The sequence below is a fragment of the uncultured Psychromonas sp. genome (assembly GCF_947489755.1).
GTDB lineage: Bacteria > Pseudomonadota > Gammaproteobacteria > Enterobacterales > Psychromonadaceae > Psychromonas.
Genome location: NZ_CANLFB010000030.1, coordinates 1 through 15,100 on the forward strand (window position 1 = coordinate 1; position 15,100 = coordinate 15,100).

General features: G+C 36.6%; 12 protein-coding genes. 8 read left to right on the forward strand and 4 right to left on the reverse strand.

What is annotated here, in order from left to right:
* The first annotated feature begins 390 nt into the window (after nt 1–390).
* On the forward strand, nt 391–1,902 hold the full coding sequence (locus Q0794_RS14615; protein ID WP_298943114.1) for a DUF3360 family protein: 1,512 nt from the start codon (nt 391–393) through the stop codon (nt 1,900–1,902).
* 990 nt (nt 1,903–2,892) lie between these two features.
* Here the strand turns inward: Q0794_RS14615 and Q0794_RS14620 are convergent.
* The gene (locus Q0794_RS14620; RefSeq protein ID WP_298943117.1) at nt 2,893–3,669 is read right to left on the reverse strand and encodes a DUF1223 domain-containing protein; all 777 of its coding nucleotides are present in this window, start codon (nt 3,667–3,669) and stop codon (nt 2,893–2,895) included.
* Between the two features lie 735 nt (nt 3,670–4,404).
* Between Q0794_RS14620 and Q0794_RS14625 the strand changes: the two genes are divergently transcribed.
* The 4 genes from Q0794_RS14625 (at nt 4,405) to Q0794_RS14645 (ending at nt 10,123) form a co-directional block, all read left to right on the forward strand.
* A complete protein-coding gene (locus tag Q0794_RS14625) occupies nt 4,405–5,484 on the forward strand; it encodes a polysaccharide lyase family 7 protein (RefSeq protein WP_298943119.1) in 1,080 nt (359 codons plus the stop codon).
* Nucleotides 5,485–6,303: 819 nt separating this feature from the next.
* Nucleotides 6,304–8,016 (forward strand): diguanylate cyclase, encoded by a 1,713-nt coding sequence (locus tag Q0794_RS14630; protein WP_298943121.1) that lies wholly within the window; start codon nt 6,304–6,306, stop codon nt 8,014–8,016.
* A gap of 441 nt (nt 8,017–8,457) precedes the next feature.
* Nucleotides 8,458–8,856, forward strand: a complete 399-nt coding sequence (locus tag Q0794_RS18310; RefSeq protein WP_366522560.1) for a DUF2061 domain-containing protein — start codon at nt 8,458–8,460, stop codon at nt 8,854–8,856.
* 295 nt (nt 8,857–9,151) lie between these two features.
* Entirely contained in the window at nt 9,152–10,123 is a 972-nt protein-coding gene (locus Q0794_RS14645) for a DMT family transporter (RefSeq protein ID WP_298943122.1), read from the forward strand.
* Between the two features lie 443 nt (nt 10,124–10,566).
* On the opposite strand, the gene Q0794_RS14650 is transcribed toward Q0794_RS14645, so the two are convergent.
* Nucleotides 10,567–11,241 carry a DUF1080 domain-containing protein gene (locus Q0794_RS14650; protein WP_298943125.1) on the reverse strand — a complete coding sequence of 225 codons (675 nt, stop codon included), beginning with the start codon at nt 11,239–11,241 and terminating at the stop codon, nt 10,567–10,569.
* Nucleotides 11,242–11,598: 357 nt separating this feature from the next.
* Between Q0794_RS14650 and mtgA the strand changes: the two genes are divergently transcribed.
* Nucleotides 11,599–12,291 (forward strand): monofunctional biosynthetic peptidoglycan transglycosylase, encoded by a 693-nt coding sequence (gene mtgA / locus Q0794_RS14655; protein ID WP_298943126.1) that lies wholly within the window; start codon nt 11,599–11,601, stop codon nt 12,289–12,291.
* A gap of 197 nt (nt 12,292–12,488) precedes the next feature.
* On the opposite strand, the gene ykgO is transcribed toward mtgA, so the two are convergent.
* Nucleotides 12,489–12,629, reverse strand: a complete 141-nt coding sequence (gene ykgO, locus Q0794_RS14660) for a type B 50S ribosomal protein L36 (RefSeq protein ID WP_298943128.1) — start codon at nt 12,627–12,629, stop codon at nt 12,489–12,491.
* The gene (locus Q0794_RS14665) at nt 12,629–12,880 is read right to left on the reverse strand and encodes a type B 50S ribosomal protein L31 (protein ID WP_298943130.1); all 252 of its coding nucleotides are present in this window, start codon (nt 12,878–12,880) and stop codon (nt 12,629–12,631) included. Before Q0794_RS14665 ends, ykgO begins: the two co-directional genes overlap by 1 nt.
* Nucleotides 12,881–13,317: 437 nt before the next feature.
* Between Q0794_RS14665 and Q0794_RS14670 the strand changes: the two genes are divergently transcribed.
* Nucleotides 13,318–13,656, forward strand: coding sequence for a methanolan biosynthesis protein EpsI (locus tag Q0794_RS14670; RefSeq protein ID WP_298943132.1), 339 nt, complete (start codon nt 13,318–13,320; stop codon nt 13,654–13,656).
* Nucleotides 13,649–14,989, forward strand: a complete 1,341-nt coding sequence (locus tag Q0794_RS14675) for an SPFH domain-containing protein (RefSeq protein WP_298943133.1) — start codon at nt 13,649–13,651, stop codon at nt 14,987–14,989. Before Q0794_RS14670 ends, Q0794_RS14675 begins: the two co-directional genes overlap by 8 nt.
* Nucleotides 14,990–15,100: the final 111 nt, after the last annotated feature.

The following is a 15,100-nucleotide window of genomic DNA, read 5'->3' on the forward strand; positions in this document are numbered from 1 at the left end:
TCTGTACGTAATCAATTATTAAACAGAAAATAAAAATCAATCTAATCTTGATTTACAAAGAGTGACCATATATGTCCGCGATTTCTTTTCCTCCGCAATTTCTTTTTCCTTTTGAGTAATACGTAAAATATATTAAGTACTTTTACTTTGGTGACTTTTATTTATCGACATATGACTCACTGTGTTGAAGATAGTCATTAAATCAATAAAACGTAAAAAATAGATTTTATAATCTGTGTGACGCAATACAGTTTACTCCCCTAAATTAATGAAAAACATGATGTATAGCTAATGATTGTATCTCGTTATTAGTAATCAATATCACCTAAGCGTAGTGTGACTGCGTTGAAATACAGAGTGTTTTTTAAATAGTGACTACAGGGATTAATAATGAAAAAAACTGCTAATGCCACACTTGAGCAAGAATCAAAAAACAAAAAAAATAAAGATCAGCTGAATTACGAGCAAAAGCACAAACCGAGTTCAGATTTTAATACACGAGAAGAATACTTAGAGCATGAATTACAAATAATGTCGCCTAAACGTTGGCGACCAAACTTACCTTTTAAAGACTACCGCTTTGAAATAGAAGATACCATTCCAGCAATGGCCGCGACGATAGGTAAAATAGTGATGGTGGGTGCAATCGCCGCAACCTTTGCTTTACCACTTGGCCTTGATGAAGGTTTTGTGTTAGAAAATGTCCGTTATGAGCTATTAATTGTTTCTATATTTATTGTTCTTTTTTCCGGATTTTTACTGCCAACGGCCAACTTAGCGGGTACTCATGGCCCGCTCATTCCACTTATTCCAATTGTAGTTGCTGCTGGCGGACACCCGATGGCATTTGGTTTACTCATTGGAGCGTTTGGTTTGATTTTAGCGGTTAGTAAAGGCGGAAGTCGATTAGCAAACCTCACCAGCAAAGGTGTGTGTGGTGGATTACTGTTATATCTTGGTTTTGTAGGGACTATTTCTCAAGTTAAAAAGTTACTGGCTTGGGGGGATGATATTGGTATGTCACACATCCCTTTTGTCGTTATTATTTGTACTATTTTACTGTATGCATTACTTGAACATTGGAAAAAACGTTGGTTAGCAGTACCGTTAAGCTGTTTATTAGGGGGCTCGATTGCTTTTGCAATGGGTGCGCCCTTTGAGTTTATTACTGACCCTGGCTTACCACATCTGAGCCCAACGTATTGGTGGGGAGAAAATACTGGTTGGATGTTAGGTTTACCGACAGTAGAAAGTTTTGTGGTTGTATTACCTTTTGCTATTTTAGCAGTGGCAATGTGGTCACCTGATTTCTTGGGACATCAAGTATTTCAAAAAATCAGTTACCCTGAGCGTACTGAAAAAGTACAAATGAATATAGATGATACGATGACCACTGCGTCTATTCGCCAAGTGTTTGGTTCCCTTTTAGGTGGGTCTAATTTTACTTCATCATGGGGAACTTATTTGATACCTGCGGCAATTGCTAAACGCCCTATTCCCGCTGGCGCTTTATTAACCGCGCTGTTTTGTGTCATAGCAGCAATATGGGGATACCCTATGGATTTAGCGATATGGCAACCAGTGTTGTGTGTTGCATTAATCGTAGGTGTATTTATCCCATTACTTGAAGCAGGAATGGAAATGACACGTGAAGGTAAAACGACGCAATCCGCCGCTATTGTTGTATTTGCATCGACGCTTGTTAACCCTGCGTTTGGGTGGTCGCTTACTATGTTACTTGATAACCTTGGTTTAATTGGTTGTAAAGAACGTAGTGCGAAATTGAGCCAAATGAATCGCTGGATTATACCTGGCATTATGTTTGTGGTACTCACAACTGTGATGGCTGCTGTAGGTATGTTGCCAGGTATTCCGGCATTAATATCGAGTTTTCGTCATTAATCGTATATTTCGTCATTAATCGCATATAACGATATTAAATAAAATGATGTATTTCCAATAACTTCATTTCAATAAAAGTCCAATACATTAAACGTATTGGACTTTTATGTTTTTATTGGATAAAAATGGCAGTTCGAATAGACTTGATTTAACTTCAACTCTCCAAAACTCATTCCTGTTCTTTCTTCTTCAATTCTTCAATTCTTCAATTCTTCAATTCTTCAATTCTTCAATTCTTCAAACTTATTGAAAGATACAAACGATTGAGAAAGTACTGAATGAAAAAGTGCCGGACACCCAAACATTGAAATTAATAATATCAAATAGTTACAATAAAACCTTACTCAATATGGCTACGTCCATTCCTCCCGTTGAGTTTTTCTGAATTAATGATTGCCTTTAGCAAGGTTAGGCATGGATGCCGTTGCTAGCTCATTTCGAGACATGGATGTCGAGTATGAGCGGTGCGTCAAGAAGGCTGTCATTACTTTATTTACAAAAAAGGAGATTAAAAAACGAATTGGGAGCCAGTCTTTTTGCATGTTGTGGGTAAAAAGTATTCTTCTGGTAAGAAAAAGTATGTCGCTGACAGGGCGAAAACACTGCAAATAAACATCAAATAGACTCGATGAGCGCAGACGAATTAATGACTACAATGGAAAACGCGGACACCCATCGACTTTGAAAAAGTGCCGGACACCCACTCATTGAAACAAGCAATATCAATTAGTTACGATAAAATCTTACTCACATGGCTATGTCCACTTCCCCACGTTAAGTTTTCCTGAATCAAGACTACCTTTAGCAACCTAAGGCAGAGAGCGGTTTATGCAGCAGTGTCTCGTTATATGAGCGAGCTAAGCTCTGCGTGCCCTTTGCTGTTATTAACTCAATTCGTCACCGCTATCGTTATGCTTTAAAAGAGAAACCAATAAAAAAGCTAATCACATAAACAGTGATTAGCTTTTTATTACATATCGTCTACAAATGTTATTTGATATAACCACCGACTGCTTGAATAGGAGTTAAACTATTCTCGTTACTTATCCATGCACTAATCGCCTGAGCTTGCTCTTTATGTGCCTCTTTAGATAAATTCAACGTCGCTACCCATCGATTATTTTCAAATGTCATCGGAATTTTTTGCCAATCTAATGCGACAAATTCATGGCGTAATTGCTTATTACTGTTTTCACCACGTTTCACATCGCTCTTTAGCCCCATCCCTAGCGGTGCAACGGATAAAATCAACGGCTTACCTTTATCTACAATAAATTCTTTGTCAGGTGAAAAAACTGCTTTAACTTCGTGTTGAGAACCTGATGATTGATAATCTATTGTTAAATTACCAATTGAGCTTTTTGCAAAGGTGTCTACGCCATTTTCTATAGACTGCCCTCTAAAGAAACCTTTCCATTCATTACCCGCAATAATGAAATTTGGTGTATAAGCGCCTCTACGACCCCCTTCTGATAATAAATTATATTGTCTAGTAGTATATTCAGGGGTTGCAAAGGGATCCTTCCACCCTAATCTATCCCAATAATCGACATGAAAAGCGACAGGAACGAATTTTTTAAATAATTGTGGGCTATCCAATAACCCACTTAATTTTTCATCAGCAGGCGGACAAGAATGGCAACCTTCAGAACTAAAGAGTTCAACTAACGCAACAGAATCGACTCCACTATTAAACGTTTCAGCTAATACTTGTTGTTGACTGAATATAGCCATGGTCAACAAACCAGATGTAATTAATTTTTTCATAACGCCCTCTTTGATAACGAGAAAATTTAACTTATTTTTACTTCGTTTTTCTATTTTTGAATTCAAGTAATAACTGCACGAATAGACTTGAACTATGCTGTCAGTGTCTACCTTTTAATTTTAAATTCCCCTGATAATAAAAACTAAAACCAGCTGAAATGTATAAAATGAATACCATTGAACCCGATACCTATTTGATTGAACATCATCGTTTTTTATTAAAATAGTTGATGTCACGTTTAATAGACCAAGCAGGAAGGAGTTTGATTTCATTCAAAATAAAAAATGACTAATTTAACGACTATGTTGATGTGATAATCGGCTTAAAGTTAACGATAAAAACTTACTCAATATGGCTACAATTTCTGCCTCTAACTTTCACAATCAATTAATTTACTTTATAACTCAAAGCTAGGCACTTTAAAATTTACATATTTAAAATCAATTTCTTACAGAAGATATTCATTCAATTTTCCCACGTTCACTCTCCCTGTTTGAGTTTTTCTAAATCGATGACGGCTCTAGTAAGTTTAAGCATGAATTTAAGACTATTAAGGTAGGAAGTAGTTTATATAAATATCACAAATCACTCATATTACCTCTTATTTATCAATCGCCTATATATTTATTTTGAGAGATTAACATCACAATAAATATTATTGTATTGCAAATAATGTCAGCGTTAAGGTTACACTTTGCTTTAATCTAACACCGACATGACATTAGGAAGTTTCCATGAAGCGTCTACCTCACCTGAAATGCTTATTAACCAGTATCAGTGCATCATTGCTTTTATCTGGCTGTACGCTTCCACCTCCTGCGAGTGGTGTATTACCCGCCGATATTATCGATTTGAGTTATTGGAAAATAACGCTTCCGTTAGAAGGTAGCAGCGGCAAAGCAAGAGAAGTTGATGTTGGTCGTATTGACGCTTTTTATCATCCTAATTTCTTCTATGCAAATACTGAAAACGGTGTTGTCTTTGCGGCGCCAAACAAAGCAGCAACCACTGGAGGCTCAACGAATACACGTAGTGAGTTTAGGCAAATGATGAGTGGTGATTCTGGTGGAGATACCAAGTCTAAACGTAATAATTTTGCACTGGCTGCTAACCCTAATGCAAAAAACTTTGCTGATATAGGCGGTAGATTAGAAGCCACCTTAAAAGTGGATGCCGTTTCTGTACATGCAGGTTACCCGAATAAACCACCAGCTTATTCTGTTGTTGTTGGGCAAATACATGCAGGGAAAGATGACAACCTATTACATAACACCGATGATGCCTTTGGTTGGGGTAATGAGCCGATTAAAATTTATTATAAGAAATGGCCAAACCATGCAACAGGTTCTGTTTTTTGGACTTACGAAAAAAACCTGCCTAAAAGAGATCCAAACCGAACTGATGTCGCTTACCCTGTTTGGGGAAATTCGTGGGATAATTCTGCTGAACCCGGTGAGCAAGGTATCGCATTAGGAGAAGAGTTTAACTACATCATTAATGTTCACGACAATATTATGTACCTTACCTTCACCACTAAAAATCAGCCTGAAGTGAAGTATGAAATCGATTTGTCCAATAATGTTGATGCTAATGGCAAAGTAGATGCGCTGGATAACCCAAATGGCTACCAAAAAGATTGGTTTTATTTTAAAGCGGGTGCCTATAACCAGTGTAGTAGCAAAGATGCACCGGGAATATGGTATACGAATTGTCCAGGTACAGGTGATTGGGCGATTGATAAAGTAGATGGTGATTACGTGCAAGCTACTTTCTCTAATATCGTGCTGAGCGCTTCTGAAGCACCGACTAAATAAGTGATTAAGTTATTTTACCTATTAGCCAAGTAACCAAGTAAACAAGGTATTTTTAAAAGCCGTTGACTCATCTATCTCACTTAATGGGATCACCTCATTAGCGGCGGCTTTTTACCTTCACTGTTTAATCAAAGTAGCATTCCTAGAAGGCCAAAGAAAAAGCCGCTGATTTTAGACTATAAAAGAGCATATGAAACTCGATCCCCCCTGCTTAATTACGCTAAATACAACGACATTAACTATATCAACTCATCTATATCTACTCACTTATACTAACTCATCTATATCTACTCACTTGTATCAACTCACTTATACTAACTCATCTAAATCGGCTCTTTTATATCGACTTAAGTATTCCAACTTAAATATCACAAACCTTCTGTTTGATTTTATAAAATAGGTTGATTATCTGTGAGATTTCATAGTTATTCAATGACATACAGTGTTAATGAATCCCATTAATTGTTCTAGAACGATTAATATATGTTCAATTACATAATATTAATTTCAAACTTTTCTTCAATATATTGAGCTACATAACGATTTTCAGTTTAAAAAGACGATTTCTTTCATCTTTTCTAATTAACTCTAAAATTTAGTCTAAAATTATCACTATAGGGTTACAAATATAACTTTATGGTAACCACTTTAGCGTTATTTTCAGTTATCACGTTTTATAGTTCGGGCGTTTTATAGTTATCCCGTTTTCACTCTTCTATGGCATTAATAACAAAAGTAATTGGCAAGGCATTTATATTTTTCAATCTTGGGTAAATTATTGTTATTAAAATCTAATCCCCACAGTGGGTTAAGGTTAATATGAATATTCAGCAAAAACTTGTCGTCATCCCGCTTACCGTGATGTTGTTAGTCACTACTGTTACTATACTGATGATAGAAAGGTATCTTGAATCTCATTTATTAGAACGTAACTCTACTGAATTAACAACGTTGGCGAAGGCATCCCTAGAATCGATTAAAACGTTGGAATCCGTAGAAACTGAAGATGAAGGATATATTATTCGTGCTTTCCAACGCTTAGCTGAAAATATTGCCCATGCGGGTGATTTTCGTATGACTTATATTGATGCTAATGGAAAAGTACTAGGAGATTCTGATATCAGTTTTGATCAGCTAATCCATATTGAAAACCATGCAGATCGCCCTGAAATTGCGCTCGCATTAAAATCTGGTTTGGGTATCTCTGAACGATTTAGTAATACTCTGAATGATGAAATGCTCTATGTGGCGATACGCTCAGGTGAAGCACACTATACTGATAGCACTTCTCATCTTGACCATCCCATTGTCGCTCGTATTGCACGCTCTCAAGCTTCTATTCAAATTGCCATTAACGAACTGAGAATTACGTTATTTATTACTGGTGCACTCAGCCTTTTTGCAGTGCTCATACTCGGTCTATTGAGTGCGAGAACCATGCATAAAACAGTACAAAAAGAGCGTTTTTTACTTGAACAACGAGTGGAGGATCGCACAACAGAAATATCGATTCTGCAAACCTTCGGTGGTTTACTCAATGCCTGCTCTACATTGAAAGAAGCAGGCCAAGTAATGAATACTGTCATTCCAAAATTATTACCAGAATTTAAAGGCTCTATCTCAATTATAAAATCTTCTCGTAACCGCTTAGATACTGTTGCGACATGGGGTGACGATTGTATATGGGTCGAACGTTTTGCACCTAATGAATGCTGGGCCTTACGTAAAGGACACCAACATTTATCTACTGATCACGATATTCAAATTGCTTGTCAACATTGGACGGAGAAACCTACTGAACAAACATTATGTATACCTTTACTTGCACAAGGGGAAACCATTGGGGTTTTACATTTTGTCATGTCACAGGATATTGATATTGAAAAACATCAAGCCATGTCCCATGCCATTGCCGAACAAATAGGGTTAACCCTTGCCAATATTCAATTACGTGACAACCTCCGCGAACAAGCGATTCGAGATCCGCTTACTGGCTTATTTAATCGTCGTTATATGACAGAGTCCTTAGATCAATGTTGTAGCAGAGCTGAACGAACAAATACCAGTATTGCTATTATGATGATCGACCTTGATCACTTTAAATTGTTTAATGATAATTTTGGCCATGACGCAGGCGATCATGTTTTAAAAGCGGTATCACAAGTTTTAATCGATTCTATACGTCAAGAAGACATTGCTTGTCGCTACGGTGGTGAAGAGTTTTGCATTGTTTGTCCATCTGCTAATGACCAGCAAGCATTGATTATCGCAGAGCGTATTGGAAAAGGAATTCGCTCCCTTGAACTTAATATGAATCAATTATCGTTAGGTACAGTAACGACCTCTATTGGTCTAGCCATGTACCCAGATCATGCTAAAACTATCGATGAAGTTATTAGTATTGCTGATGAAGCTTTATACCTTGCTAAGAAAAATGGCCGTGATCGCGTAGAAATTGCACCATTTAATCTAGTTGAAAAAATCAAGGTAAGTAAAAAACCTGCTCCACCAAAGGATGATGAGCCAAGTTGAGCAGTATAATTTAAATCATGAGAGGTAGATGCGATGGTAGTTGAAGTGTAAAAAAGGGGCTAGCGCACCTAATGATAAAATAATATCAGCAACTACCATAAGGCATGACTTAATAGGGTTAGCACTTTCATCCTTAAGTTTTCTGAATCAATGATGGCCTTTAACGAGAATAGATACAAAACTAAACCGCTACTTATCCCTGCACCTTTCTAACCTTTCTAACCTTTCTAACCTATTTAATCTATCTAAGCCACCTAACCTATCTGACCCATCTAAAAAATATCACTAACTCAAGACGCCAGTTAATAACACAAAACTATCAATAACAGTAAATTAAAACGAAAAACCTATCAATAGAATAGAAACTTCCCGTTTTACTTAATGATAATAATTATCAATAATAACTACACAAAATAAAGAATATATAACGAGGAACACACCATGGCTAAAACAATTACTTTTGCAGTTATTCACTTCAGCATCGCAACCTTAGTTGCTTTTGCATTAACAGGTGATTTTTTATTAGGCAGCTTGATCGCAGTTATCGAGCCGTCAATCAACACGGTTGCTTTTTACTTCCATGAAAAAGCGTGGCAACAACTGCCTTTCCTTAAAAAGCGTGAGTCAATGACTAAGGTAAAAACAGTGAGCTTTGCAGTTATTCACTTTAATGTCGCCTTTGCTGTCACTTATGCTTTAACCGGTGATGCTTTCATAGGTGGATTGATGGCAAGCATTGAACCAGCAATTAACTCTTTTGCTTACTTCTTCCATGAAAAAGCATGGAATAAGAAAGCTAACAATGCAGATTACGACATTGAACCAGCGATGTGTGCTTAATAAGCCTAGATTTAAAAAGACTTAGATTTAAAGAAACATATTGTGAATTAAAGCGATAAAGATAAAACCTTTCCTCCTGCTGACGTTTTTAACTAAACGTTAGCAGGAGAAGCACTTCAACATTCAACATTCAACATTCAACATTCAAAAAACAATATCCAATAAAATAATTTGATACACAACTATCTAAACTCAACTCTCTTTAAACCTAAGATTAATTGTTTAATTTGTGTCTTTTAACGACTTAAACAATTAACATGAAACGGCTTTATCAAATAATTCTATGGAGAGAACATTGACGAATAAAATGGTGACGGACTCAACATCAACAAACAATCGCATTGTATGGATGGCTTTTTTAGGTTTATTAATGACCAATTTATTTTGGGCGATTAATGCGATTTTAGCACGTGGTTTTATGCCTGAGGTTGCCCCCATTGCCATGAACTTGTTCCGATGGATTGGTGCTTTTGTACTACTAACCCCTTTTGCCTTACCTCGCGTGATGAAAAGTTGGCCGATAATCCGCCCTCATTTATTTGCCTTATCAGGGCTCGCCATCTTAAGTATCGCGTTTTATAACAGCCTGCTTTATGTGGCTGCCAATTTTACAACAGCCGTTAATATTACGCTCATTAATACACTAATACCGATTGCGACACTTTTAATTGCATGGAGAGTGCTAGGTAATCGCCCGCGCTTAATGCAATCCATTGGGATGGCGATATCAATATTGGGCGTGTTACTGATTTTAACAAAGGGACATTTACCCCATTTATTAAGCCTTAAATTTAGTCAGGGTGATCTATTTATGCTTGCCGCTGTCGTAGTCTGGGCTTTATTTACGGTGTTATTAAAAAAGATGTCGCTTAAATTACCGCCTATCGTGGTGTTATATCTACTGATCATGCTCGGACTGCCTTTTTTAATGATCGGTTATGCCATTGAAGCAATCTTTTTTAAATTTTATTTCCCTTCATTAGCACACCTAAATTTATTTGTTTATCTATGGGTTTTCCCATCAATATTAGCCTACATATTTTGGACTAATGGGGTGGTGCGTCTTGGTCCTGAAAGTGCTTCATTATCGATCACTTTAATGCCGTTATTCGGTGCCATATTAGCGATTATCTTTCTTGATGAATCAATCTACTGGTTCCATATTGCAGGAGGATTATGCTCGTTGGTAGGCATGTTACTCGCACTTTTACCGGCCAATAAATTAACGACGATTTTTAAATTGAATACACAAGAATCAAAGGTATAAGGTATTCCAGGTTTCAGGTTTTATTTTAAGCTAAACATAAAACCTGACTGAAATGGCGACTATTTTTCGACCGTGAACCTTCCTAATTTTTTTTAGTCAATCACACAGGATGTATGGATTAATTGAAGTTAGCCCATGGATGCTCATTCGAAACGGTATATTTATTTAAAATGAATGAATAGGTTAGATAGAAAGTGATTCGGTGACCAGTCTTTGTCCCCCCTTCTATTCAAGTAAGAAAAAAAGAGGTGGCAACAGCGCAAAATAGACATTAAAAGAAAATAAAATGTCAGAACGACGCGAGAGGAACCAATATTAATCACAGGGTCAAAAATGGCGACTTCGGCATCTGCCTTCATTTTTCTGAATCAACCAATGTCTTTAGTTTATTTTATAAAAATGATGACGCGGTGTATGGGTACAGATCAAGTACCCTCTACAACTTATAACTCAACCAATCTAATATGTCGCCATTTCACTTTTGTTTCATTTTCGCCATGAATCTGTAATGAAATGCCGCCTTCGCCCTTCTCTATTTCAGAGCGATTAACCGTCACCATTTGAGTGCCATTCAACCATGATGTGATTGAGCTTCCTTTCACTTGAATTTTCATTTCATTCCATTCACCCATTTTAATCACGGCATCTTTTGCCGAATCAGGTTTAACTAACCATCCGCTTTTGTATGCATTGATTCCACCAGCTTTATGTCCTGGAGGTGCTATCTCAACTTGCCAGCCAGTTGCTTTATTTCCCTTGACGGTTGAGCGAACGAAGATGCCACTGTTACCTCTTTTTTCCTGTTTGTATTCTAGGGTCAATTCAAAATCTTTATAGTGTTTGACGGTGCTTAAATAACCAAACGTATTATCAACACCATTTTCACACACTAATAATCCATCTTCTACATACCACTGTTCAGTACCATGTACTTTCCAACCACTTAAATCTTTTCCATTAAACAAAAAGATAGCTTTTGACTGGTCAAGAACAGGAGAATAGGCTCCGCTCAAATTTTCAGTAACATCATCTGTAACATCGTCAGTAACAACAGTGGAAGTGCTTTTACAAGAAACAACAAAAGCCAATGTGATACCTATTAATAAACTATTTTTCATATTAATAAAAATCCAACGGATAAAAAGTAAGCCATCATACTAAGTAACCCAAAACGTAAACACAATTGATCAGCACCACAGTATTGACTTAATAACTGTTTGATATCAAAAATAAAATGCTTATCGCTTTCCTTATTAACCTATCAAAAATGATCTATCCTCAAGGGTAGAGATAAAATATTAAAAATATGGCATCATTAACGGCTGTTCCCTTTCAAATAACGAGCAGAAATGAGTTAAAATAATTATTTGATGGCGAATCATTTGCTTATTTGATTACTAATTATTTGATAGTAAGCACTAACACCGACGCAATCAATCCTGATAACGTTGCTAAACACCAATTAGAGACAATAAATGGCAAAACGTAAACCTCGTTTTTTGAGTAAAATATGGGCCAAAATATGGCGAATGTTATTAACACTGGTGTTGGTGATCAGTCTGGTATTGCTCATGTTTCGTTTTGTGCCTCTACCAACCACAGCGTTTATGTTACAAAGCCCTTATCCTGTGACTCAACAATGGATCAGTATTGATAAGCTACCGCAGAATATGGCATTAGCCGTTGTCGCTTCTGAAGATCAACGTTTTCCTGAGCATTTTGGTGTGGATTTTACCGCTATCATTAATGCGGTAGAACAATACGGAGATGGTGATGGCCTTCGTGGTGCAAGTACAATTACTCAACAAACCGCCAAAAACCTTTTTCTTTGGTCAGGTCGAAGCTTTGTTCGTAAAGGTTTAGAAGCAGGTTTAGCACTTAGCCTTGAAGCTATTTGGGGAAAGAGACGAATCCTAGAAGTATACTTAAACGTAGCCGAATTTGGTCAAGGCATATATGGTGTTGAAGCGGCTAGCCAACATTATTTTGGGAAGTCAGCACGTTATCTGACTAAGTATCAGACAGCACAATTAGCCGTGTTATTACCTAGCCCACGAACTCGCGACCCTCGCCGTTTGACTGCAACACTAAGCCAAAGAGTGATTTGGATTGAACGACAAATGAGGCAACTTGGAACGGGTTATTTAACGCCTATTTTCAAAGATTAAAAAAGATGACAATTTAAAAAATCTCGTTAACGTTTAAAAATAGGCTCACCGAATAAGCCAACAGTTAATCTGTTGATGAGTCAATCTGATAGTGAGGTAGCTAACTAAGTAGATAGATAAATAAATAGATAAATAGCCATGCAAATAACTAATCAAGCAACTAGCTAATTATCTATCAAATTGACTCATCAATAACATTAACCTTTTTTCTTCATGCCTTGCACAGCCTTGAATCTCGGATTCGATTTACAAATCACATAGACTCGCCCACGTCGTTTCACCACTTGGCAATCTGGACTGCGTGTTTTGGCGCTTTTTAAAGAACTCAATACCTTCATTACTTGCTCCTAAGGCTTCCAAAACGATTATTAAACTTAGCAATTTGCCCTTCTTGTTTAGCAGCACGTTGTTTACCTGTGTATTGAGGATGTGATGCGCTCGATATATCGATAGGTAAATAAGGGTAAACCTTACCTTCATGTTCTATCGTTCTATCTGTTTGTAAGGTTGATCCAATTACAAAATAAACGTCTGCTGCAGTGTCATGAAACACAACATCTTGGTAATCAGGGTGAATATTTTCTTTCATTGTTGACTCTCCACTTTAAAGTTATGTTATAACATAACAACAAATACACAGCAGATCAACCAAGATGATAGCTATTATCATTAAAGTTACTAATATTAACCTTTAGCTACTCTCCTCATTAATCATCGATGTATCAATGGTATTAATACGATCAAGCGTTAATGTCTGAAAGTAATATTTAGTATGCTTAATAAAGGCACTTAATCGTGAGTGCTTTGAACTAGGCTTTTCTACTCTATTCAACTGCCTCTTTATCTCTCAGTCATTACATTTAAACGATACCTATAAAAGCCAGATATTGACTAAAATTTCATTAAATGTTCATTATTCTACTTTTTTATAATTATTTGTGTAAAATCCTCGCCTTAACATTTGCCTATCAATATTTGCACCTGTTATAACGCGTTAACTATTCCAACTAAACTTAAGTAGATTTTATGATTTTTTATATGATTGGGTTAAGTGCCCTGGTTATGATTCTGTGTCTCGCTCTTTATGTCATTTACAGCAATATACATAAAACTCGGGTAAGAAAAATAAAGGAATATAACGTGCTGTTTGATAAAGACACGATAGTGGATGATTTGATCAACCAACTAATTGAAAAAGATCAAACTCAAGAAAACCAAGAAAAAACCAAAAAAAGCAAAGAAGATATTCTGGCAACATTTGTAGAACTTCACCGTTCAGGTAGTTTTTGTGCGCATTTAAGTGAGCAGGAAATTATCTTCTTTGTTAAAAATAAATTAAACATGGAGAGTAACAAAAATGGCTAGTGAACAATCGGTTCCGGCAGTAGAAAAAGATTCATTTATGGCACGATTTGGTAGTAAAAACTTTATTATCATCACATCAATAATTGTTGTATTAGCTGTAATAGCAACCCTTACATCACAAGTTGTCTCTTGGAATGAAGCAGATGAACGTTTAGTTCACCAATCAGCTTTCACAGGTAACTTAACAGTCATAAATCAGGCAGGTCCCTATTTAAAAGCGTTTGGTACCACATCAGCTTATAAAAAGGTCATTTCAATTAACTTTACAGGTGACGCCACTGCTACAGCCAGCGCAATTGTGCCATTAATACCGATTCGATTTTTAGATACAACAACCGGGGGTGCTAGAGGTGTATCTCGCTTTAGATTACCTGGTAATGTATCGCCAAGTGAATCAGGTGCCTTACGCGGTTTACTTAAAATACATGAAGAATTTGGTTCGCAAGAAACGTTGATTTCTAACTTATTAATGCGTGCAACAACAGAAAATGTAAAAGCATCGGCACGTATGATGTCCGTTGAACAACATTACTCTGGTGGTAATGGTCAATTAAGCCAAGATTTCTCTGACCAATTAACTAACGGCATTTTTGTTACTGAACAAATTATTAGTACCGGTGAACGTAACAAATCTGATGATGTAAGTAATTTGAGTAATTTAAGTAAGCAACAACGCGTTACTATTAATATTAGAAAAGACAAAGAAGGTAATCCATTACGTAATGCACCGATATTAGGCGCTTATGGTATTACCGTTGTTGATGCAAGTATCATTGATATTGATTATGAAAATAAAGTAAACGCACGTCTTGAGGCACAAAAACAAGCCGCTGCAGATGAAGCTTTAGCTCGTCAGAATCTTAAAAAAGCAGAACAACAAGCGCGTACTGAAGTTGCTTTAGGTGAACAAGCCATTGCTAAACAACGTGCAGAATCTGAGAAACTCAAGATCAAAGAACAAATTGATGCTGAACGTATTAAAGCCAATGCCATTATATCTGCACAACAACGTGTTGCTGTAAAAGCTGAATTAGCGAAAGAGCAAGAAGAGATCTTAAAGCAGCAACGTTTAGAGGCATTAGGTATGGATGTTTTAGCTGAAGCGCGTTTAAGAGCTAAATCAGCGGCCCTTGACCCTAAGTACGTATTTGATGAAACATTAAAAGCAGAGGTTAAAATTCAAACGGCTTTATTTAACAGTTTGGGTAATAGTCGTTTAGTGCCTGAAATCGTCATCGGCGGCAGTCAAGGCGAGCAAAATAATGGATCTGAATTTATGCGTTTATTAGCCGCTGATGCGGCATTAAGCCTTAAAAAACGTTTAGAAAAATAATATAAAAATCATATCGATACCGTTTTTTAAGACCGTTCTCTGAATGCCCTTTTAAAAAGAGTCCCCTTAAAAAGATCGTATCAAATAATAAAAAACGTTGGCCGATATATT

Bases quoted from the DNA above. Each gene is read 5' to 3' on its own strand.
- Q0794_RS14615 (WP_298943114.1), top strand. From the start codon at position 391: ATGAAAAAAACTGCTAATGCCACACTTGAGCAAGAATCAAAAAACAAA.
- Q0794_RS14620 (WP_298943117.1), bottom strand. From the start codon at position 3,669: ATGAAAAAATTAATTACATCTGGTTTGTTGACCATGGCTATATTCAGT.
- Q0794_RS14625 (WP_298943119.1), top strand. From the start codon at position 4,405: ATGAAGCGTCTACCTCACCTGAAATGCTTATTAACCAGTATCAGTGCA.
- Q0794_RS14630 (WP_298943121.1), top strand. From the start codon at position 6,304: ATGAATATTCAGCAAAAACTTGTCGTCATCCCGCTTACCGTGATGTTG.
- Q0794_RS18310 (WP_366522560.1), top strand. From the start codon at position 8,458: ATGGCTAAAACAATTACTTTTGCAGTTATTCACTTCAGCATCGCAACC.
- Q0794_RS14650 (WP_298943125.1), bottom strand. From the start codon at position 11,241: ATGAAAAATAGTTTATTAATAGGTATCACATTGGCTTTTGTTGTTTCT.
- mtgA (WP_298943126.1), top strand. From the start codon at position 11,599: ATGGCAAAACGTAAACCTCGTTTTTTGAGTAAAATATGGGCCAAAATA.
- ykgO (WP_298943128.1), bottom strand. From the start codon at position 12,629: ATGAAGGTATTGAGTTCTTTAAAAAGCGCCAAAACACGCAGTCCAGAT.
- Q0794_RS14665 (WP_298943130.1), bottom strand. From the start codon at position 12,880: ATGAAAGAAAATATTCACCCTGATTACCAAGATGTTGTGTTTCATGAC.
- Q0794_RS14670 (WP_298943132.1), top strand. From the start codon at position 13,318: ATGATTTTTTATATGATTGGGTTAAGTGCCCTGGTTATGATTCTGTGT.
- Q0794_RS14675 (WP_298943133.1), top strand. From the start codon at position 13,649: ATGGCTAGTGAACAATCGGTTCCGGCAGTAGAAAAAGATTCATTTATG.